This window comes from Streptomyces rectiverticillatus, assembly GCF_013394065.1.
Lineage (GTDB): Bacteria > Actinomycetota > Actinomycetes > Streptomycetales > Streptomycetaceae > Streptomyces > Streptomyces rectiverticillatus.
In genome coordinates this window covers 4976511-4995916 of the sequence record NZ_CP040752.1, presented here as the reverse complement: position 1 = coordinate 4995916, position 19406 = coordinate 4976511, and the positions used below count along the sequence as shown (strand labels likewise).

18 protein-coding genes and 1 pseudogene are annotated in these 19406 nt (G+C 72.4%); 9 read left to right on the top strand and 10 right to left on the bottom strand.

The features are described from left to right. Positions 1 to 104: 104 nt before the first annotated feature. The gene (locus tag FGW37_RS21965; RefSeq protein ID WP_126916014.1) at positions 105 to 284 is read left to right on the top strand and encodes a DUF6104 family protein; all 180 of its coding nucleotides are present in this window, start codon (positions 105 to 107) and stop codon (positions 282 to 284) included. Between the two features lie 37 nt (positions 285 to 321). Here the strand turns inward: FGW37_RS21965 and FGW37_RS21960 are convergent, their stop codons facing one another. Further along, entirely contained in the window at positions 322 to 1140 is an 819-nt protein-coding gene (locus FGW37_RS21960) for a hypothetical protein (protein WP_179082617.1), read from the bottom strand. Positions 1141 to 1260: 120 nt separating this feature from the next. On the opposite strand from FGW37_RS21960, the gene FGW37_RS21955 reads away from it, so the two are divergent. Further along, the gene (locus tag FGW37_RS21955; protein ID WP_179082616.1) at positions 1261 to 2187 is read left to right on the top strand and encodes a DUF4097 family beta strand repeat-containing protein; all 927 of its coding nucleotides are present in this window, start codon (positions 1261 to 1263) and stop codon (positions 2185 to 2187) included. After that, a complete protein-coding gene (locus FGW37_RS21950; protein ID WP_179082615.1) occupies positions 2187 to 3200 on the top strand; it encodes a PadR family transcriptional regulator in 1014 nt (337 codons plus the stop codon). Before FGW37_RS21955 ends, FGW37_RS21950 begins: the two co-directional genes overlap by 1 nt. 77 nt (positions 3201 to 3277) lie before the next feature. On the opposite strand, the gene FGW37_RS21945 is transcribed toward FGW37_RS21950, so the two are convergent. Further along, positions 3278 to 3724: a hypothetical protein gene (locus FGW37_RS21945; RefSeq protein ID WP_179082614.1), complete on the bottom strand. Its 447-nt coding sequence runs from the start codon at positions 3722 to 3724 to the stop codon at positions 3278 to 3280. A gap of 235 nt (positions 3725 to 3959) precedes the next feature. Here FGW37_RS21945 and FGW37_RS21940 point away from each other — a divergent pair, with 235 nt between their 5' ends. Beyond that, positions 3960 to 5192 carry an NsdA family TPR-like regulatory protein gene (locus FGW37_RS21940; protein ID WP_246430494.1) on the top strand — a complete coding sequence of 411 codons (1233 nt, stop codon included), beginning with the start codon at positions 3960 to 3962 and terminating at the stop codon, positions 5190 to 5192. Here the strand turns inward: FGW37_RS21940 and FGW37_RS21935 are convergent. From FGW37_RS21935 to FGW37_RS21920, 4 genes and pseudogenes are all read right to left on the bottom strand, one after another. After that, a complete protein-coding gene (locus FGW37_RS21935; RefSeq protein WP_179082613.1) occupies positions 5173 to 5835 on the bottom strand; it encodes an HAD family hydrolase in 663 nt (220 codons plus the stop codon). The two genes, FGW37_RS21940 and FGW37_RS21935, sit on opposite strands and share 20 nt — an antisense overlap. A 145-nt stretch (positions 5836 to 5980) precedes the next feature. Then, a complete protein-coding gene (locus tag FGW37_RS21930) occupies positions 5981 to 6742 on the bottom strand; it encodes an amino acid ABC transporter ATP-binding protein (RefSeq protein WP_281394889.1) in 762 nt (253 codons plus the stop codon). Beyond that, positions 6739 to 7680: pseudogene (locus FGW37_RS21925) on the bottom strand (amino acid ABC transporter permease); the annotation flags it as partial. The pseudogene FGW37_RS21925 and the gene FGW37_RS21930, both read right to left, overlap by 4 nt. A gap of 528 nt (positions 7681 to 8208) precedes the next feature. Continuing rightward, the gene (locus tag FGW37_RS21920) at positions 8209 to 9174 is read right to left on the bottom strand and encodes an ABC transporter substrate-binding protein (RefSeq protein ID WP_179082612.1); all 966 of its coding nucleotides are present in this window, start codon (positions 9172 to 9174) and stop codon (positions 8209 to 8211) included. Between the two features lie 632 nt (positions 9175 to 9806). Here FGW37_RS21920 and FGW37_RS21915 point away from each other — a divergent pair. The 3 genes from FGW37_RS21915 (at position 9807) to FGW37_RS21905 (ending at position 13789) form a co-directional block, all read left to right on the top strand. After that, entirely contained in the window at positions 9807 to 11018 is a 1212-nt protein-coding gene (locus tag FGW37_RS21915; protein WP_179082611.1) for an NAD(P)-dependent malic enzyme, read from the top strand. 307 nt (positions 11019 to 11325) lie between these two features. After that, complete coding sequence (locus FGW37_RS21910) at positions 11326 to 12288, top strand: zinc-binding dehydrogenase (RefSeq protein ID WP_179082610.1); 963 nt, start codon at positions 11326 to 11328, stop codon at positions 12286 to 12288. Between the two features lie 7 nt (positions 12289 to 12295). Beyond that, positions 12296 to 13789 carry a cellulase family glycosylhydrolase gene (locus FGW37_RS21905; protein ID WP_179082609.1) on the top strand — a complete coding sequence of 498 codons (1494 nt, stop codon included), beginning with the start codon at positions 12296 to 12298 and terminating at the stop codon, positions 13787 to 13789. 60 nt (positions 13790 to 13849) lie between these two features. Here FGW37_RS21905 and FGW37_RS21900 read toward each other — a convergent pair whose 3' ends face one another. Continuing rightward, complete coding sequence (locus FGW37_RS21900; RefSeq protein ID WP_179082608.1) at positions 13850 to 14611, bottom strand: class I SAM-dependent methyltransferase; 762 nt, start codon at positions 14609 to 14611, stop codon at positions 13850 to 13852. Positions 14612 to 14712: 101 nt separating this feature from the next. On the opposite strand from FGW37_RS21900, the gene FGW37_RS21895 reads away from it, so the two are divergent. Continuing rightward, positions 14713 to 15360: a CGNR zinc finger domain-containing protein gene (locus FGW37_RS21895; protein ID WP_179082607.1), complete on the top strand. Its 648-nt coding sequence runs from the start codon at positions 14713 to 14715 to the stop codon at positions 15358 to 15360. Here the strand turns inward: FGW37_RS21895 and sodX are convergent. Further along, positions 15246 to 15716: a nickel-type superoxide dismutase maturation protease gene (sodX, locus tag FGW37_RS21890; protein ID WP_179082606.1), complete on the bottom strand. Its 471-nt coding sequence runs from the start codon at positions 15714 to 15716 to the stop codon at positions 15246 to 15248. The two genes, FGW37_RS21895 and sodX, sit on opposite strands and share 115 nt — an antisense overlap. Positions 15717 to 15862: 146 nt before the next feature. Here sodX and sodN point away from each other — a divergent pair, with 146 nt between their 5' ends. Then, positions 15863 to 16258 carry a superoxide dismutase, Ni gene (sodN, locus tag FGW37_RS21885; protein ID WP_168095046.1) on the top strand — a complete coding sequence of 132 codons (396 nt, stop codon included), beginning with the start codon at positions 15863 to 15865 and terminating at the stop codon, positions 16256 to 16258. Positions 16259 to 16327: 69 nt separating this feature from the next. On the opposite strand, the gene FGW37_RS21880 is transcribed toward sodN, so the two are convergent. Both FGW37_RS21880 and FGW37_RS21875 read right to left on the bottom strand, forming a co-directional pair. Next, the gene (locus tag FGW37_RS21880; RefSeq protein ID WP_179082605.1) at positions 16328 to 18997 is read right to left on the bottom strand and encodes an HAD-IC family P-type ATPase; all 2670 of its coding nucleotides are present in this window, start codon (positions 18995 to 18997) and stop codon (positions 16328 to 16330) included. Continuing rightward, positions 18981 to 19400 (bottom strand): ArsR/SmtB family transcription factor, encoded by a 420-nt coding sequence (locus FGW37_RS21875; protein ID WP_168095044.1) that lies wholly within the window; start codon positions 19398 to 19400, stop codon positions 18981 to 18983. The genes FGW37_RS21880 and FGW37_RS21875 overlap by 17 nt, the downstream gene beginning before the upstream one ends. Between the last annotated feature and the right edge of the window lie 6 nt (positions 19401 to 19406).

Here is a 19406-nt window from a genome sequence, read left to right as displayed (position 1 = left end):
CCCCACCGCCTCGCAGCGGTGGGGGCCCGGTCCCGTATGACTGCCCGCCCTATTCTTGATTCCTGGCCTGACCGGACCTGACCTGACTCATAACGGAGAGAACGTTGTACTTCACCGACCGCGGCATCGAGGAGCTGGAGAACCGGCGTGGCGAGGAGGAGGTCTCGCTCGGCTGGGTGGCCGAGCAGCTGCGGACCTTCGTCGACCTGAACCCGGACTTCGAGGTGCCGGTGGAGCGCCTGGCGACGTGGCTGGCGCGGCTGGACGACGAGGACGACGAGTGACGCGTCGCGTCATACGCGACAGCCCGGCCGCCGACGGCTAAGCGCGCCCGCGCCACCAGTCGTAGGCGAGCGTCAACGCACCGTCCGCGAGGACGACCGCCCCCACGGCGGCGACGCCGCGCCGCCCGCTCCACCGCCCCCAGAGGGCCAGCGACGCCCCGGCCGCGACCTCCGCGGCGCCGAGGGCGCGGGCGCGCGGCCCGCGCGTCCAGGCGCCGAGCCGCCCGCTCTCCGCGTCCAGCAGCCCCGTCCGCACCGCCTCGCGCCAGCCCGGCCAGTCGACCGCCTCGGCCAGGGGGTGTGCGCCCGCGGCGGCGCGCAGCCCGTCGGCCGGGACGCCCGGGGCGAGACCGGGCACGAGATTCAGGCCCGTCCGGGAGAGGACGGCGATCAGCCCGAGGACCCGGGACGCGGCGTCGGCGTCCGTATCCGGCCGGGTGAGACCGTCGAGCGCGGCCCCGTCGAGCACCGGGTCGAGTCCGGTGCGGGCCCGCAGCGCGGTCATGGCCGCCTCTTCGCCGTGCGGGGTGCCGTCGGCGAGCCATGTGTACCCCACGGTCCGCCGGAAGCCCGCGGCGACCACGAATCCCGCCCCGTGCGCATCCCACCACAGGCCCACGACGGGCCACTGCTCGGCGACTGCCAGGGCGTGCGCCCAGCCGGCGGTGGCGGTGGCGAGGTCGGTGCCTTCGGTACGCCAGGAGTCCTTGCCGGGGATCAGCGCGCTCCAGCCCTCCCCGGCCGGGACCAGGAGGAGCGGTTCGTTCAGGAGCTGTGCGGAGGGCCGGACGCGGCCGGGCTCGGCCCGGCAGAGCAGCAGGACCCCCGCCGCGCGGCTGTGATCAGTAGCGGACATGCGACAACGCTATGCCAAGCGGGAGTGCTTGACTTCGCCGGACCGCGATATATCGTGTTTCACGGAAGACGCGATAGGTTGCGTCTTACTCCGCCGTCCTGACGCAGAAGGGGGCCCGGCATGCCCGTCGAGTCCGAGTGGTCACTGTCCGCACCACGGAACATCACCTTCGAGGAGCCGGTCGACTTGCTGGACGTGCGCCTGGTGAACGGCACGGTCAACGTCGTCGGTGCGGAGGGCGGCCCGGCCCGCCTGGAGCTGACGGCGATCGGCGGCCCGCCACTGCAGGTCAGCCACCGGGGCGGCAAGCTGACCGTCACGTACGAGGACATGTGGCCCCCGAAGCCCTTCTCGTCCTTCCAGTCCTTCCGCGACTGGTTCTCCCGCAAGGACTGGGGCCGCTCGGCGGACGTGACCCTCACCGTGCCCGCGGCGGCCGGCGTCGCGGTCACCGTCGTCGGGGCGGGCACCGTGGTCTCCGGGATCGGGGGCAGCACGACGGTGCGGGGCGTCTCCGGCGACACCACGCTCGTCGGCCTCACCGGAAACGTCCGCACCGAGACGGTCTCGGGGCGCGTGGAGGCCCAGCACCTCGGCGGCGACGTCCGCTGCAACACCGTCTCCGGCGACCTCACGGTCGTCGAGTGCACCGGCGGCCGGATCAAGGCCGACTCGGTCAACGGCAATGTCGTGATCGACCTGTCGCCGGCCGCCCCGGGCGCCGACCTGGCGGTCACCTCCGTCTCCGGCGACGTCGCCGTCCGGCTGCCCGCCACGGCGGACGCGACGGTGGAGACGGGCACCACGGTCGGCCCCGTCTCCTGCGCCTTCGGGGAGCTGCGGGTCCAGGACCAGTTCGGCGCGCGGAACATCACCGGCCGGCTCGGCGGCGGCCGCGGCCGGATCAAGGTCACCACCGTCTCCGGCGCCGTCGCCCTGCTGCGCGGACCGGACGCCGACGAACGGGCCGACGACCGCGCCGACGACCGGGCCGGCGGCCCCGCCGAGGCCTCCGCCGAGACCCCCGCCCAGGGAAAGGTCCTCTGATGCCCCCCGTCTTCGCCCACGGCCGGCTGCGCCTGTACCTGCTCAAGCTGCTCGACGAGGCGCCCCGCCACGGCTACGAGATCATCCGGCTGCTGGAGGAGCGCTTCCAGGGCCTGTACGCACCCTCCGCCGGCACCGTCTACCCGCGCCTGGCCAAGCTGGAGGCCGAGGGCCTGATCGCCCACACCACCGAAGGCGGCCGCAAGGTCTACGCCATCACCGCCGCCGGCCGCGCCGAACTCGCCGGCCGGCAGGGCGAACTGGCCGAGCTGGAACTGGAGATCCGCGAGTCCGTCGCCGCGCTCGCGGCCGACATCCGCGAGGAGGTCCGGGGCGCGGCGGGCGACCTGCGGCGGCAGGTGCGCGAAGCCGCCCGGCAGACCCGGGCGGCGGCCGACCCGCACTCCTTCGACAGCGCGAAGGAGGACTTCCGCCGGGCGAAGGAGCAGTGGAAGGAACAGGCCCGGCAGGCCAAGGAGGAGAGCCGGCGCGCCCGCCAGGACGCCCAGCAGGCCCGCCACCAGGCCCGGGAGGCCCAGCAGTGGGCCCACGAGGAGGTCCGGCGCGCCACCCGGCGCGTCCAGGAGCAGGTGGAGGAACACCTGCGCCGCGGCGACTGGCCGACGGGCGTCGCGGAAGGCGTCAGCGCCCTGGCGAAGGAGTTCGGCGCCTTCGCGTCCCGCACGACGAGCACCACGGGACAGGGCTGCGCCACCGGCACGGAGGGGCCGGAGAGCGCGGCAGGCGGGGCAGGCGCGGGCAGCGGGGCGGGCGCGGCAGGCACACGGCGCCCCGAGCCGCCCGCGGGCCCCGCCCCCGAGTGGGCCGAGGCCGGCGACACCCCCTCCGAAGACCCGGCCCGCGACCTGGACCGCCTCCTGGACCGCTTCCGCGACGACATCCGCGACGCGGCCCGCGACCACGGCGTGAGCCGGGACCAACTGGAGGCGTCCCGGCGTCATTTGGCCGATGCGGCAATCCGCATCACGTCCCTGCTCCGCCCGGGAGGCTGAGGTGCCCACGGGGTCCACGGCGTGGTGGCTGGCAAGGCTGTTAGGGCCGCGGACGGCCCCCGCGGCCAAGCCGGCCACTACCCGGCAAGCACCGCAGCCACGCCCCTGATGGCTGCAGGTACGCACAGCCCCTCCACACCGGTGGGAGCCCGCAGCAGCCAGTACGTCCCGGGCGGCTCAGCCTGCCCCGGCGCCGGCACCCCCAGGAAGCACGCGAGACCCAGCGCCTCGGTGCCGGGCTCGTCCCAACTCTGGGCGGTGCCGGGCGGCACGAGGACGTAATACCAGCGCCGCGCAGGATTGACGATCACCGCAGACTCGACGCCTGCTTCCCGGAAGACCCGCTCGACGCTGTCCCGGCCATCGCCACCCGCGCGGCGGTGCACGACCTCGGCGGACAGCCGAATGGCATCGAAGCAGAGGCCCGTACGGAGCATGGCTGGTGCGCCACGGCTCCATGCCTCGCGGACGGCGTGGGGATGGCGCTCGCCCGCGGCGAGCCAGAAGGCGGGGTGAGGGGACATGGGCGGCTCCGGGGTGCACTTCGTGCGGACAGCTGACCGGCTCAGCATCCCGGGGAAGCCCGGCCCGAACGAGGACTCCGAGAGGGCTTTCACAGGACCTGGCAAGGACCTTCAGTCCTCCAAAAGGCTGAACAGAACCCCTTGTCAGGGAATACGGTGCTGCTGCCGTCGCATGAACGCCGCTGGAGGTCTCGTGTCACGACCAGCCGGGAACAACCGTCTCAAAGCTGCTCGGATGGCCGCCGGGTACACATCGCAGCAGAAACTGGCCGACGCCATCACCAGCAGAGCACCACAGCTCGGGCTTCGCGGGGTCACCGTGGGAGTCCGGCAGGTCCGGCGGTGGGAATCACCCAATCCACCATGGCCTCAGCCCGACATCGGGCGGATCCTCGGCCACCTGCTCGGCCAGGGCTTGGAAGAGCTCGGATTCACACCTCCATGGGGTCCGGGCGAGGAGCGGCCTGACCCCCTCCGCCGGAGTCGCGTCGTCGGCAGCGGCGCGGCGGTGGGGATGGGTGCCGCCCCCATCCGGGTCACCGCCACCCGCCAGCCGGCAACGGTCGGCCGCGACTTCAGTGATGTGACACGGTCCCACAGGCGTCTGTACTGGAGCGTCGCGCCGACGACGCTGCTCCCCGCTGTTGTGGGGCATGCACACCTCGGATGTGCACTCCTGCCGGATACGACAGACACGACCCGCCGGGTTCTCGCGGCCGCCCTGGCGGAGTCGCTCCTGCTCGCAGGGCGTATCGAGTTCTTCGACCTGCAGCAACCGGAGCAGGCGGCCGAGACGCTCCTGCGTGCTCTGCAAGCGGCAGGTGAAGCGGACGACGCCCTCCTCGGCAGCGCCATCCTGGCGCATACGGCATTCATCCCCGGCTGGGCAGGTCAGCGGGACGAAGCCAACGAGCGCATGGTCGCGGCACGCGCCTACGCGCGACGTGGCACTCCGTCGGCGGATTTCCTGGCTTGGCTGGACGCAGTGGAGGCCGAGTGCGAGACGAGGTGCGGAAATCCGCGTGCCGCACTGCACCTCATCGCCCACGGTGAGGACATCATCTCTGCGAAGCCCGGCCTCCCTTCGCCACCCTGGTTCGACTGGTTCGACGGGACAAGGCTGGCCGCGTTCAAGGGCAACACACAACTGAAGGCAGGGCACCTCCCCCAGGCGCGGGAGACTCTCCTCAGCGTCCTTGACGACCTGCCCGTCGAATCCGACAAGCAGCGCACGGTCGTCCTGGGCGACCTCGCAGCAGTCGAGGCAGCCGCCAGGCGTCCGGCCGAAGCCTGCACGTACGCGATCCGTGCGCTCGAACAGCTCCACGCCACCTGGTACGCGACCGGCATGGAGCGGGTGCGCGAGGTACGGCGAGCGCTCGTGCCATGGCAGCACGAGCCGTGCGTACGCGAGCTCGACGACCGGCTGTACGGCTGGGGAACGACCGTCAGCGTGCTGCGGCGTTGAACTTGGCGATCTTCTCAGTGAGCTCGGCGAGACCGCCGATGCGGAAGGTCGGCAGGTTCGCGGCGGCCGGGTCGTCCTGCTGAATGGTGCCCCAGGGCCCGCGGCGGATCAGGGCCGTCCGCATACCCGCGGCCACGGCGGGCCTGATGTCGTTGTCGAGGCGGTCACCGACGTAAAGCGTCTCGTGAGCGGAGAACGGCACGGCCTTCGCCACGCGGACGAAGAACTCCGGATCCGGCTTGCTCGCGCCCCAGTCGTCGGAGGTGCCGATGAGATCGACGTCGCCGGTGAAGAGCTCACGCAGCAGGCCACCGGCCCGTACGGTCTGGTTGCCCGCAATGGCCAGCCACAGCCCGGCGGCGCGCAACTCCGCCAGGGCCGACCGCACATCAGGGTAGAGGTCTTCCTCGCCGAACCACTCCGGCTTACCGGCGGCGGCACGCTTCTCCCGCTCCTCGTAGAGGTCGAATCCGGGCCGGAAGATCTGGAAGGTGTCCCGGTAGTCCTGCCCGCGGGCGATGACCGCACCGAACACGGCGGCGAACGTGTGCCGGGGGACGCCCAGCCAGTCGGCCCACGTCCCGTACTCGCGGGTCTCGTCCACAAGGCACTCGCCGACGTCGAAGACCACAGCTCTGATCATGTTGCGCATCGTAGGGGCGAACGCGCGATCCCTGCCAGACCGAGCGGTGCGGGTGGTGGGCGTGGCAGCGGGGCCGGGGGCTCCGAACGGCAGAGGTGGTACGAGTGCCGGACTCGTACCACCTCTGTCACCACTGCAGGCGCAGCTACAGCACCTTCGACAGGAACGCCTTCGTCCGGTCGTGCTGCGGGTTGGTGAGCACGTCGCGCGGGTTGCCCGACTCGACCACCACGCCCTGGTCCATGAAGACCACCGAGTCGCCGACCTCGCGGGCGAAGCCCATCTCGTGGGTTACCACGATCATGGTCATGCCGTCCTCGGCCAGGCCCCGCATGACGTCCAGGACGTCACCGACGAGCTCGGGGTCGAGCGCCGAAGTGGGCTCGTCGAAGAGCATCAGCTTCGGCTCCATCGCCAGCGCCCGCGCGATCGCGACGCGCTGCTGCTGGCCGCCGGAGAGCTGCGAGGGATAGTTCTCGGCCTTGTCGCCGAGGCCGACCCGGTCGAGGAGCTTCTTCGCCCGCTCCCGGGCGACGGCCTTCGTCTCGCCCTTGACCTGGACCGGCGCCTCCATGACGTTCGCCAGCGCCGTCATGTGCGGGAAGAGGTTGAAGCGCTGGAACACCATGCCGATGTCCCGGCGGTTCTTGGCGACCTCGCTGTCCTTGAGCTCGTAGAGCTTGTCGCCCTGCTGGCGGTAGCCCACCAGGCGGCCGTCGACGTACAGCCGGCCGGCGTTCACCTGCTCCAGGTGGTTGATGCACCGCAGGAAGGTGGACTTGCCGGAGCCGGAGGGGCCGATGAGGCAGAACACCTCGCGCGGGGCGACCTCGAGGTCGATGCCCTTGAGGACCTGCACGGCGCCGTAGGACTTGTGGACGCCCTCGGCCTTCACCATCGCGTTCATGCGCTGACGCCTCCCTTGGGACGGTTGCTGAAGGAGGACAGGTTGGCCTTGACCTTCTGCCACGGGGTGAGCGGCAGGGTCCGCAGGGAACCGCGGGCGTAACGCCGCTCCAGGTAGAACTGGCCGACGCTGAAGATGCTGGTGAGGATCAGGTACCAGGTGGCCGCGAGGAAGAGCATCTCCACCGGGGCGCCGGTGGTCTGCCCGATGTCGGACGTGGAGCGCAGGAGCTCCAGATACTGGGCCGCCGCCGCTGCCAGCGACGAGGTCTTGAGCATGTTGATGAACTCGTTGCCGGTCGGCGGCACGATGACCCGCATCGCCTGCGGCAGCACGATCCGGCGCAGCGTCCGGGCCTGGCTCATGCCGAGCGCGTGCGCGGCCTCGGTCTGGCCCTCGTCGACCGACTTGATGCCGGCCCGCACGATCTCGGACATGTAGGCGGCCTCGTTGAGCCCCAGGCCGAGCAGCGCGGCCATGAACGGCGTCATGAAGTCGCTCATCTCGTCCCGGTAAATGGGGCCGAGGTTGATGTACGGGAAGATCAGCGCGAGGTTGAACCACAGCAGCAGCTGGACGTAGACCGGGGTGCCCCGGAAGAACCAGATGTAGGCCCAGGAGACCGAGGACGTCACCGGGTTCTTCGACAGCCGCATCACCGCGAGCAGGATGCCGCCCACGAGGCCCAGCAGCATGGCGAGCACCGAGATCAGGACCGTCTTGCCGAGGCCCTCGACGACCGTCGAGTCGAAGAGGTAGTCCGGGATGGTGCTGTAGTGCACCTTCGCCGAGGCGAAGGCGTTGATCAGCAGCCCCAGGAGGGCGAGGACGACGACGGCGGAGATCCAGCGGCCGTAGTGCCGGACGGGGATGGCCTTGACCGCCTCGGGGTCGGTCGCGGCCTTCTTGGCGGCGGCCTCGCCCTTGGCCGGGCCGGCCGGCTTGTCGCCGCCGCAGGTCTCGCAGGCCTCGCCGGCCTTGCCCGGCTCACCGGACTTGGCGAGCTTGCCGGACTTAGCAAGCTTGTCGGACTTGTCCGCGCCTACGCGCTTGTCCGCGTCGTCGGCCTTTTCGGCGTCGGCGTCCGAGGACTTGTCGGTCTTGCCGGCGTCGGCCGGCTTGTCCGCATCCGAGGCCTCGGCGGGCTCGGCGGGCTTGCCGGCGTCGGCCGCCTTCGCGCCGTCGGCGGGCTTGTCCGCGTCGGCAGGCTCGGCCGCCTCGGCGGGCTTCGCGGCGTCAGCCGCCTTCGCGGCCGCGTCCTTGCCGGCTTCGGCGGCACCGGCGGCACCGGCCGCCTTCGCCGCCTTCGCGGCCTCGGCCGCCTCGGTGGGTTCCTTCCCGTCGGGCTTGTCGGGCGACGGGGAGTCAGGGGAAGAAGTCACGGGGAGTGCCTTTCAGCAGATCCGTACGAGGGTGAGGGGGACGGGGGAAGCCGCAGCGGGACGCGCCCGCGCGGCGGCGACTCGTCAGGAACCGCCGTTGATCCGGGCTTCCTTGACCGCGCCCGCGTCGACGCCCCAGGTCGTGATGACCTTCTCGTACGCACCGTTCTTGATGATCGCTTCGAGCGCCGCCTTCAGGGCGTCCCGCAGCTGGGTGTTGTCCTTCGCGACGGCGATGCCGTACGGCGCGGCCTCGACCTGGTCGCCGACCGCCTCGAAGTCGTTGCCGCCGCCCGAGGTCTTGACCGCGTACGCCGCGACCGGGAAGTCGCTGGAGACGGCGTCCACGCCGCCGGCCTTCAGCCGGGTCTGGGCCTCGAGGTCGGTGTCGAAGGCCTCGATGGAGATCGAGTCCTTCTCGTCCTTCTCGCACTTCTCGGACTGGGACTTGGCCAGGTCGTGCGAGACCGTGCCGCGCTGGACCGCGAGCTTCTTGCCGCAGAGGTCGTCCCAGCCCTTGATGTCCTTGGTGTCGCCCTTCTTGGTGTAGAGCGAGACGCCGGCGTTGAAATAGTCGACGAAGTCGACTCCCTCGCCGACCTTCTTCTTGGTCTTGGGGTCCACGCCTTCCTGGCGGTCCTTGGTGTCGGTCATCGCGGACATCGCGATGTCGTAACGCTTGGATCGCAGACCGGTCAGCAGCGCGTCGAAGGTGCCGTTGTTGAACTCGACCCTCACGCCGAGTTCCTTGCCGAGGGCGGCGGCGATGTCGGGGTCGATGCCGACGACCTTGCCGTCCTTCTTGAATTCCACCGGCGGGTAGGCGATGTCCGAACCGACCTTGATGACGCCGGAGTCCTGGATCTTCTTCGGCAGCTTGTCGAAGAGGGGGGCCTTGGAACCCTGGGCGCTCTGGCCGGCCTCGTTGCCGGTCTTGTCCCGCTGGTCGCCGCAGCCGGTGAGCAGCAGGGCGCCGGCGACCGCGATCGCGCCGGCGGCGGCCAAACGACTCCTGGCGGCAGCCGTGCGAGGGGTGGTGCTTGCGGTCATTGCTGGTTCCTCCTGCGGGTGAGGGGGTGGCCCAAGGAGCCGACTGTTGGACAGACACAGAACAAACACAGGAAAACGCTGATGACGCACGAGGCGCGGAGCACACATCCTTGGATGTCGCGACCTCGCGTGATTGGGGCATCTTGCCATCCGGACTGCACCATTCGGGGGCCCCGCTATGTCAAAATCGGATAACGGGCGATCCCCGTGCCGTATCGGGTCGGTACCAGGTCGGTCCCGAGTACCGGATTCAAGGGCTCCGCTTCTGTGAGCCGCCGGGCGAGATGTATGTCACGCGCACTCTGTCTCAGTCCGTGGACTTATGCCCTCAGTCGACACCGTTCCGACCTGTGAACGGGGCTGCTCCCGGCCGCGCCGCGACAAGTCAGCGAGAACTCATCAGCGGGAACTCACTCGTAGGCCGCAGCGCTCATTTGATAGAAAGGCCAGCCACACCCCGCACCAGGGGCGAGGGCGCGTGTGCGGCGCGCCCGGCATACGGATCCGTAACGCGCGGCACCACCCCCCGCGCGCAGGTCATCTCGGTGGCCGGACACGGACGTGAAGCCCGACCCGCCCCGCAACCCAGGGCGGATACCCTCGACGGACATTCGACAAAGGGGTCAAATAAAGTGGCAGCGGAGATCGTGAATCCTCGCAGCGACAGCGGTCCGGACGATGCTCACGACGAGTTCTTCGATCCGGCGTTCGCGCTGCACCGGGGCGGCAAGATGGCCATCCTGGCTACCGTGCCCGTGCGCGACCGGGACGATCTGTCCCTCGCCTACACGCCCGGCGTGGCCAAGGTGTGCAGCGCCATCGCGGAGCAGCCGGAGCTCGTCCACGACTACACCTGGAAGTCCCAGGTCGTCGCCGTGGTCACGGACGGCAGCGCAGTGCTCGGGCTCGGTGACATCGGCCCGGAGGCCTCCTTGCCCGTGATGGAGGGCAAGGCGATCCTCTTCAAGCAGTTCGGCGGCGTCGACGCCGTCCCCATCGCCCTCGACTGCCGCGGTGTCGACGAGATCGTCGACACCGTCGCGCGCCTCGCGCCCTCCTTCGGCGGCATCAACCTGGAGGACATCTCCGCGCCGCGCTGCTTCGAGGTCGAGCGCAAGCTCCAGGAGCGGCTGGACATCCCCGTCTTCCACGACGACCAGCACGGCACGGCCGTCGTCACCCTCGCCGCCCTGCGCAACGCGGCCAGGCTCACCGGCCGGACGCTCGGCGAGCTGCGCGCCGTGATCTCCGGCGCGGGCGCGGCCGGCGTCGCGATCGCCAGGATCCTGGTCGAGGCGGGCATCGGCGACGTGGCCGTCTGCGACCGCAAGGGCATCGTCTCCGGCGACCGGGAGGACCTCACCGAGGTCAAGCGCGACCTCGCCGGCTTCACCAACAAGGCCGGGCTCACGGGCCCCCTGGCCGTGGCCCTGGACGGCGCGGACGTCTTCATCGGCGTCTCCGGCGGCACGGTCCCGGAGGAGGCCGTGGCCACGATGGCGAAGGACGCCCTGATCTTCGCGATGGCCAACCCCACCCCGGAGATCCACCCGGACGTCGCCCACAAGTACGCGGCCGTCGTCGCCACCGGCCGCAGCGACTACCCGAACCAGATCAACAACGTCCTGGCCTTCCCGGGCATCTTCGCGGGCGCCCTCCAGGTGCGGGCCTCCCGCATCACGGAGGGCATGAAGCTCGCCGCCGCGGAGGCCCTCGCGGCCGTCGTCGCGGACGAGCTGAGCGCCGAGTGCGTCATCCCGTCGCCGTTCGACGAGCGGGTCGCCCCGGCGGTGACGGCCGCCGTCGCGGCCGCCGCGCGCGCGGAGGGCGTGGCCCGGCGCTGACGCCGGCGCCCGCACCCGACACCGCATGCCGTACGGAGTACGCCGTACGCCGTAACCCGTAGGCGTACGAGACCGGGCCGCATCTCCCTGCCGGGGGTGCGGCCCGGTCGCCGTATCAGCCGAGCCGCCGGGCGAACGAACACGTCGCCCGTGCCGTTTCGGGCCTCACGCCCGGCCGGCGAGGAGGCGCAGCCTCCGCCGCGGATACGGCCGTTGCGACAGGGAGGACTGGACGGGAGGCACGGCGCGGCGCGCGTCACACCGCGGCGTGGTTTCGCCCGGCAGGCGGCGGGGCTAGGTTCGGATCATGTTCGCCGCCTACGCAGCACGCATCGACCGTGACCAGCCGCTCGCCGGACTCGAGTTGGGGCAGCGCCCCGAGCCGGAGGCCCCTCCGGGGTGGACGGTCGTCCACGTCAAGGCCGCCTCCCTCAACCACCACGACCTGTGGTCGCTGCGCGGGGTGGGCCTCGGCGAGGAAGCGCTGCCGATGATCCTCGGCTGTGACGCCGCCGGGGTCGACGAGTACGGCAACGACGTCGTCGTCCACTCCGTCATCGGCCAGACCGGCCACGGCGTGGGCCCGACGGAGCCGCGCTCCATCCTCACCGAGCGCTACCAGGGCACCTTCGCCGAGCGCGTCGCCGTCCCCGCGTGGAACGTGCTGCCCAAGCCCAAGGAGCTCAGCTACGAGGAGGCCGCCTGTCTGCCGACGGCGTGGCTGACCGCGTACCGCATGCTGTTCACCAACGCGGACGTGCGCCCCGGCCAGAGCGTCCTGGTGCAGGGCGCGGGCGGCGGCGTGGCCACCGCCGCGATCGTCCTCGGCGCCGCGGCCGGCCTGCGCGTCTTCGCGACCAGCCGCGACGCGGCCAAGCGTGAGCGCGCCGTGGAGCTGGGCGCCGAGGGCGCGTACGAGCCGGGGGCGCGGCTGCCGCACCGGGTGGACGCCGTCATCGAGACGGTCGGCGCCGCCACGTGGTCGCACTCGGTCAAGTCCCTCAAGCCCGGCGGCACCCTGGTGATCTCCGGCGCGACCAGCGGGCCGAACCCGCCGTCCGCCGAACTCAACCGCATCTTCTTCCTGGAGCTGAAGGTCGTCGGCTCGACCATGGGCTCCAAGGAGGAGCTGGCGGACCTGCTGAGCTTCTGCGCGGCGCACGGCGTACGGCCCGTGATCGACTCGGTCCTGCCGCTGGACCGGGCGCGCGAGGGATTGGAGAAGATGGCCGGTGGCGACCTGTTCGGCAAGGTCGTACTGACGGTATGAACGGCGGATGCCGAAGAGACGCTTGCACACGGCTGCGTTCCTCGCCGCGGCCGCGGTCCTGCTCCTCCTGACACCCGGGACGCCCGGAACACCCGCGGCGGCCCGTACGGTCCCGGCCCCGGTCCCGGCTCCGGCCCCGGTCTCGCTCCCGGCTCCGGCCCCGGTCCCGGCCCCGGGCACATCGGGCCGGGGCATCCCGCCCCTGACCGACGAGCAGGGGCGGGCCCTCACCCTGCGCGGCTGGAACCTCGCGGACAAGGAGCACCGCGGCGACGAGGCCCTCGCGGACATCACGGAGCGCTCCCTGCGCGACATGGCCGCGCAGGGCTTCAACCTCGCCCGACTCGCGGTCTTCTGGGACGACCTGGAGCCGCGGCCCGGCCACTACAGCACGTCCTACCTCCGCAAGATCGAACGCGTGCTGGACTGGGCGCACAAGTACCGCGTCCGCGTCGTCATCGACGCCCACCAGGACGTCTACGGACCCGCCTTCGGCAGCCACCGCGGCATCCCCGCCTGGGCCACCCGCACCGACGGCCTGCCCTACCGGCCCCACCCCGACGACTGGTTCGCCGAGTACTTCGAACCGGCCGTCCAGGCCGCCTTCGAACACCTCTACCAGGACGAGGACCTGCGCCGCGCCCAGGCCCGCATGTGGCAGGTCCTCGCGGGACGGCTCGCGGGCCACCCCGCCGTGTTCGGCTACGACCTCATCAACGAGCCGATGGGCCGGATGCGCCCCGGCGAGAGCATCCCCGACGCGGCCCGCCGCATCGAGTCCACGCAGATCACCCCCATGTACCGGCGCATCGCCGAGGCGATCCGGCGCGTCGACCGCCGCCACTGGCTGTTCGTCGAGCCCACCCCCGCCGCCGGCGAGGGTGTCCCCACCGGCCTCGGCCGTATCCGCGACCCCAAGGTCGTCTACGCCCCGCACTTCTACAACGCCGCCATGGAGGCCGGGCGCGACTACGACCCGGCGGCGGGCTGGCTGAACGCGTACGAGGCCGCCGTCGTCCACTATCCGCGCGCCATGGGCATCCCGGTCTTCATCGGCGAATGGGGCCCGCTCAACAGCTCCCTGCCGAACATGGGCCGCTTCTACAAGGACGCCCTCACCTCCATGTCCCGCTACGCGACCGGCTGGGCGAGCTGGCAATGGTGCTACGGCGGCGGCTACTGCGCCCTGGACGAACACGGCCGCTTCCAGCCCAACAAGTCCCGGACGGCGGAGCCATACGCGGCCGCCGTGGCGGGCACGGTGCGGGCCGCCTCCTACGACCCGGCGACGGGCGTCTACCACCTGACGTACGCTCCGGCGCGGCACGGCACGACGGAACTGGTCCTCCCGCCGACGCCGCACGGCTGGCACATCACCGTGCGCGGCCCGGCCCGGACCGACACCACAAGGGTTCCGGCGGGTGAGCGGGGCGCGGTGCGGGTGACGGCGGGCGCCGGCGGTGGTGAAGCCGGGGTGACGGTGACGGCGACGGCGGGCTGACGGGACCGGCGACCGCGGGGGCGGTACGGGTCCCGGACCCGTGCCGCCCCCTGTCGCTTGCTACTTGAGTGCCAGCACCATCGCGTCCGAGGGCGAGCTCCAGACCGTCCGGGCCTCGGCGAAGCCCGCCTCGCGCAGGGTCTGTGCGTGCCACTCGGCGGAGGGGGTGTCGCCGTCGGCGTGCTCCCCGTAGATCTCGAAACGTTCGGCGGTCGGCCCGGCGAGCACCGGGTCGGCGGCGGCGAGCTGCCACCACGCGCGCCAGTCGAGCGCGCCCGCGGCCTTGGCACGGTCCATGCGCGCGTGGCGCAGCGCGCGTTCGGCCTCGTTGATGCGGGGCGTGCCGGCGTCCGGCATGTGGTCGGCGTTGAGGAAGACGCCGCCCTCGCGGACGACTCCGGCGAGCTGCCCGTAGAGGGTGCGCAGGGGGTCCGAGTGCAGCCAGTGCAGGGCGGTGGCGGTGAGCACGGCGTCGTAGTGCTCGTGGGGCAGCTTCGCGGTCCAGTCCGGGTCCTTGAGGTCCGCGGTGACGAACCGGACGCGGTCGTCGCCGGCGAAGGTGCCGCGGGCGATGGCCAGCAGGGCCGGGTCCAGGTCGACGCCGGTGGAGACGGCCCCGGGGAAGCGGTCGAGCAGGCGGGCGGTGATGGTGCCGGTGCCGCAGGCGAGGTCGAGCACGCGGGGGGTGGGGCCCGCGAAGGCCTCGACCATGTCGAGCATCACCCGGAACCGCTCCTCGCGGTCGGGCAGATACCACTCCTGCTGCCGGTCCCAGCTGTCCTGCCAGGCGTTCCAGTCCGTGCCGGCGACGGCCTCGGTCATGAGGTTCCTCCAACGGGTGATGCCGTGTAATACCCTCGGTCGTACACCGACCATTACAGGCCGGTGAGCCGACCTTAGACCGCCCTGCGTAAGGACCACAAGTGGAACTGGCCTATTACTCGGACTTCGCTGTGCGGCTGGTCAACAGCGAGGAGCCCGGCCGCGGCACGGACACGCTGACCTCCGTCGAAGCCGTGCGCGGGCTCTTCGGGCCCAGCGCCCAGGGGGCCCGGCGGGCGGGCGACAGCGACGTCACCCGGCTGAGAGCCGTCCGGGCCCGGCTGCGCGCCGTCTTCGAGGCCGCCGCCGAGGGCGACGAAGTGCGCGCCGTGGACCTGCTCAACGCCCTGCTGATGGAGTATCCGGTCAGCCCGCAGGTCTCCGGGCACGAGTACCGCGACGACGACGGCCGCCCCAAGTGGCACATGCACATCGCCGACCACGCGGCCAACGCCGGTGCCTCGTACGCCGCCACCGCCTGCATGGGCCTCGCCGTGCACCTGACGGAGTACGGCGTCGACCGGCTCGGCATCTGCCAGGCCTCGCCCTGCCGCAACGCCTACCTCGACACCTCGACCAACCGCTCGCGCCGCTACTGCTCCGACCGCTGCGCCACCCGCGCCAACGTCGCCGCCTACCGCGCCCGCAAGCGCCTGGAGAGCCGCGCGTCCGAGGCCCCGGCGGGCAGCGACCGCACCGGCCTGAGCGCCGAGACCAGCCACGACAGCAGCGCACCCGCCGAGCGCTGACCCGCCTGCGGGGGCCGCCGCAGCCGCACCAGTGCGCGGGCCACGACGAGCTCCTGCGGCACCACCCCGAACTCCCGGCTGTCGTTCTCCACCAGCGGGTTGTCCCCGCGCACCCACCAGCCGCCCTCGCGCAGCTCCACGGCGCGCTTGACGATGAGCAGGTCCTGCCGGAACGGGTGGCGCAGCACCACCACGTCACCCGGCCGCACCACCGCTCCGTACTGGACGACCAGCTGGTCCCCGGGGTTCAGGGTCGGCACCATCGACGGGTTGTAGACCTCGGCCAGACCGATCCGCAGCAGTCCGCGACGCTCGCGGTCCAGCTCCTGCCCGCGCTCGTCCACCTGCTCCTGCACCGTGGCACCTCCCGGTCCGTAATCCTCCACCAGTCCCAGACTGACACTGGACTTTTGTCCTAAGCCCCCCGGGGCACCCGAGAAAAGCCTTCCCACACCGAGTAATCTCGCACCTGAGAAGACGATCACGAGGAAGGACAGCTCTTATGCTCTCCCGCCTGTTCGCACCCAAGGTGCGAGTCAGCGCCCACTGCGACCTGCCCTGCGGTGTCTACGACCCCGCCCAGGCGCGCATCGAGGCAGAGTCGGTCAAGGCCGTCCAGGAGAAGTACCAGGCGAACGAGGACGCGGACTTCCGCGCCCGTGCGCTCATCATCAAGGAGCAGCGCGCGGAGCTCGCCAAGCACCACGTCTCGGTGCTCTGGAGCGACTACTTCAAGCCGCCGCACTTCGAGAAGTACCCCCAGCTGCACCAGCTGGTCAACGACACCCTGAAGGCGCTGAGCGCGGCCAAGGCGTCCAACGACCCGAAGACGGGCCAGAAGGCGCTGGACTACATCGCCGAGATCGACCGCATCTTCTGGGAGACGAAGAAGGCCTGATCAGGCGGCACGGTGCTGTCCGCACCCGGTCCCCGGCCCCATTGTGGGCCAGCGGGGCCGGGTGCGCTGCTATGTGTGGGCTTTTTTGCTTGCTGCCGTCAGTGCTGCCCCGTACAGCGTCAGGACTACGGCCATCAGGCCGTAGTACAGCGGCGGCAGGGGCGTCATGCCCAGGGCGGGGGCCAGTGGGGACAGGGGCAGGAGCAGGCCCGTGGCGGCGAGGCCCGTGGTGGCCAGGCGGACCGGTAGTGGGGAGCGGCGCTCGGCCGCGTCCCTGCCGGCGCGGAGGAGGAGGATGACCAGGGCCTGGGTCAGCAGGTTCTCCGTGAACCAGCCCGCGTGGAAGGCGGCCCGGCCCCCGGTGCCGCCGGAGTGCACGGTCAGGGCCAGCACTCCGAAAGTCGCGAGGTCGGCGGTGGCGTTCAGCAGGCCGAAGCCCGTCATGAAGCGGAACAGGGCGCGCGGGCGCAGCACCACGGGGCGCAGGTGGGCCGTGGCCCCGGGCCGGTCGAAGGCGAGGGCGAGCTGGGCCGCGTCGAAGCACAGGTTCTGTACGAGCACCTGCGCGGGCAGCATCGGCAGGAACGGCAGCAGCAGGCCCGCGGCCAGCATGGCGATGACGTTGCCGAGGTTGGACGAGAGCGTGATGCGCAGGTAGGCGGCGATGTTGCCGGTGCTGCGGCGGCCGGTGACGACGGCCCGGTCGAGGGCGGTGAGGTCCTTGGAGGCGAGCACGACGTCGGCCGCCTCGCGTGCCACGGCCACCCCGTCGCGCGGGCAGATGCCCACGTCGGCGGCGCGCAGCGCGGCGAGGTCGTTGACGCCGTCGCCGAGGAAGCCGGTCGTGGCGCCGCAGGTGCGCAGGGCGCGGACGACGCGGGCCTTGTGCTCGGGTGCGCAGCGGGCGAAGACGGTGGTGCGGGCTGCGAGCCGGGCGAGTTCGGCGTCGTCGGCCGCGTCGATCCGGGCGGCCGTGAGGGGTTCGCCGGGGTCGAGTCCCAGGTCCCGGCAGGCCCGGGCGGCCGTGCCCGGGTGGTCGCCGGTGAGGACCTTGACCGTCACACCGCGGCCCGCGAGGACGGCCAGGGCCTCCGCGGCGGTGGGCGCGAGGGCGTCCTGCAGTCCGACGAAGCCGATGAGGGTGAGCTCCTGCTCGTCCTCGGGCGCGTACGGGCTCGCGCTCGCAGGCCGCTCGGCGAGGGCGACGGCGAGCACCCGCAGCCCGCTCCCAGCGAGGGCGTCCGCCCGGGCGGCGAGGCGGGTGCGGTCCGCGGAGCCCAGGGGGCGGGCAGCGGCGGGGTCCCCCGCGCCGTCCGCGACGCGCGTGCACCGCGCCAGGACATCCTCCGCGGCGCCCTTCACCACGAGCACGTACCGGCCCGCGGGGGCGCCGGCGTCCGTAGCCGCCGGGCGGAGCGGACGGACGTTGCCCGGCAGGGAGCCCGGCAGAAAGCCGGGCAGGGAGTCCAGGGTGCCCGGCTCGCCGCCCGCCACCCGGACCAGCGCTGACGCGATGCGGCGCCCCGGGCCGCAGGGCAGCGCCGCGACGCCCTCGACGCCGTCCGCGCCGCCGCCCCGCTCCTCATCAGCGTCGAGGAGCGCCTCGTCGAGGGCGTCCGGGGCCGGCAGCTCGGCGAGGTGCAGGGTCCACAGGGCGGCAACGGCGGCCCAGTGCAGCACGGCCGGGTCGTCGCGGCCCTCCGTGTCGACCGCGCAGGCGAACACCGGCCGGTCCTGGGTGAGCGTGCCCGTCTTGTCGACGCACAGGACGTCCACGGCGCCGAGGTCGTGCAGCGCGGGCAGCCGTCTGACGATCACCTCGCCGCCGCGCGCGAGGAGGGCCGCACCGCGCGCCAGGGCCGTCGTGACGACGACCGGCAGCATCTCGGGGGTGAGGCCCACCGCCACGGCGACGGCGAACGGCAGCGTCTCCATGCCGCGGCCGCGCACCAGCGCGCTCGCGACCAGTACCAGCGGCGCGACGAGCAGCATGCACCGCACCAGCGTCCAGGCGATCCCGTTCACGGAGCGGTCGAAGGGGCCGGGGAGCCGGCGGCCGCGGTCCTGCGGCAGGGCCCCGGACAGGACGGTGTCCGCGCCGGTGGCGACGACGACGCCGGTCGCGCTGCCGGAGACGACGCTGCTGCCCTGGAAGCACAAGTCGCCTGCCGCGCCCCTGGCGACGGGCGCGGACTCCCCGGTCAGCGCCGCCTCGTGCACGGTCAGGCCGGTCGTCCGCAGCAGTCTCAGGTCGGCGGGGACGAGGTCGCCGGGGGCGAGGAGGACGACGTCGCCCGGCACGAGCTGCTCGACGGGCAGCTCGCGGGTCACCGGTTCCTCCGTCTCCGCGGGGCGGCGGCGGACGGTCGCGGTGGTGGCCAGCAGCTCGCGCAGGGCGGCCGCCGAGCGGTCGGCGCGGTGCTCGCCGGTCGCGCGCAGCACACAGCTGACCGTGACGAGGACGGCGATCACGCAGGCGGTGCCCCAGGCGGCGAGGGCCGCCGACACCAGGCCGAGGGAGAGGAGGACGGCGGTGAAGGGGTCGCGCAGGCTGCGGGCGAAGCGCCGCGGCCAGGGTTCGGGGCGGCGCCCGGGGAAGACGTTCTCGCCGTGGCGCGCGAGCCGCTCGTCGGCCTCGGCCTCGGGCAGCCCGCGGGGCCCGCTCTCCAGCGCGCGCAGGACCTCCAGGGTGGTGCCGGTGCCTCCTCGCGCGGCGGAGCGGTCAGGCGCCCAGGCCATGGAGGCGCCCGGTGCGGGCGGCGCCGCGCCCGCCGGCCCGGCCCGTCCCCCCGGCCTCGCGGTCGGCGAGCTGGCCGACCATCAGCCGGACGATGGCGACGACGTGCGGGTCGTCCACGAGGTAGACCATGCGGCGCCCCTCGCGGCGCGACCGCACGAGCCCGGCCAGCTTCAGCTTCGCCAGGTGCTGGCTGATCGCGGGAAGCGCGCCGCCCACCCGCTCGGCGAGGGCCGTGACGTCGCTCTCGCCCTGGGCGAGGGCCCACACCAGGTGGAGCCGGGCGGGCGAGGCGAGCAGCCCGAAGGCCGCGGCGGCCTCGGTGAGCACGTCCGCCGAGGGGTCGCCGAGGCCTTCGCCGAAGTCCTCTTCGACGTCCTCGAAGCTTCCGACACCTGCGGCCACTGTCGC

Coding starts and splice junctions, on each gene's coding strand:
- FGW37_RS21960 (WP_179082617.1), bottom strand. CDS start 1,140: ATGTCCGCTACTGATCACAGCCGCGCGGCGGGGGTCCTGCTGCTCTGC.
- FGW37_RS21955 (WP_179082616.1), top strand. CDS start 1,261: ATGCCCGTCGAGTCCGAGTGGTCACTGTCCGCACCACGGAACATCACC.
- FGW37_RS21950 (WP_179082615.1), top strand. CDS start 2,187: ATGCCCCCCGTCTTCGCCCACGGCCGGCTGCGCCTGTACCTGCTCAAG.
- FGW37_RS21945 (WP_179082614.1), bottom strand. CDS start 3,724: ATGTCCCCTCACCCCGCCTTCTGGCTCGCCGCGGGCGAGCGCCATCCC.
- FGW37_RS21940 (WP_246430494.1), top strand. CDS start 3,960: ATGGCCGCCGGGTACACATCGCAGCAGAAACTGGCCGACGCCATCACC.
- FGW37_RS21935 (WP_179082613.1), bottom strand. CDS start 5,835: ATGATCAGAGCTGTGGTCTTCGACGTCGGCGAGTGCCTTGTGGACGAG.
- FGW37_RS21930 (WP_281394889.1), bottom strand. CDS start 6,742: ATGAACGCGATGGTGAAGGCCGAGGGCGTCCACAAGTCCTACGGCGCC.
- FGW37_RS21920 (WP_179082612.1), bottom strand. CDS start 9,174: ATGACCGCAAGCACCACCCCTCGCACGGCTGCCGCCAGGAGTCGTTTG.
- FGW37_RS21910 (WP_179082610.1), top strand. CDS start 11,326: ATGTTCGCCGCCTACGCAGCACGCATCGACCGTGACCAGCCGCTCGCC.
- FGW37_RS21905 (WP_179082609.1), top strand. CDS start 12,296: ATGCCGAAGAGACGCTTGCACACGGCTGCGTTCCTCGCCGCGGCCGCG.
- FGW37_RS21900 (WP_179082608.1), bottom strand. CDS start 14,611: ATGACCGAGGCCGTCGCCGGCACGGACTGGAACGCCTGGCAGGACAGC.
- sodN (WP_168095046.1), top strand. CDS start 15,863: ATGCTCTCCCGCCTGTTCGCACCCAAGGTGCGAGTCAGCGCCCACTGC.
- FGW37_RS21880 (WP_179082605.1), bottom strand. CDS start 18,997: ATGGCCTGGGCGCCTGACCGCTCCGCCGCGCGAGGAGGCACCGGCACC.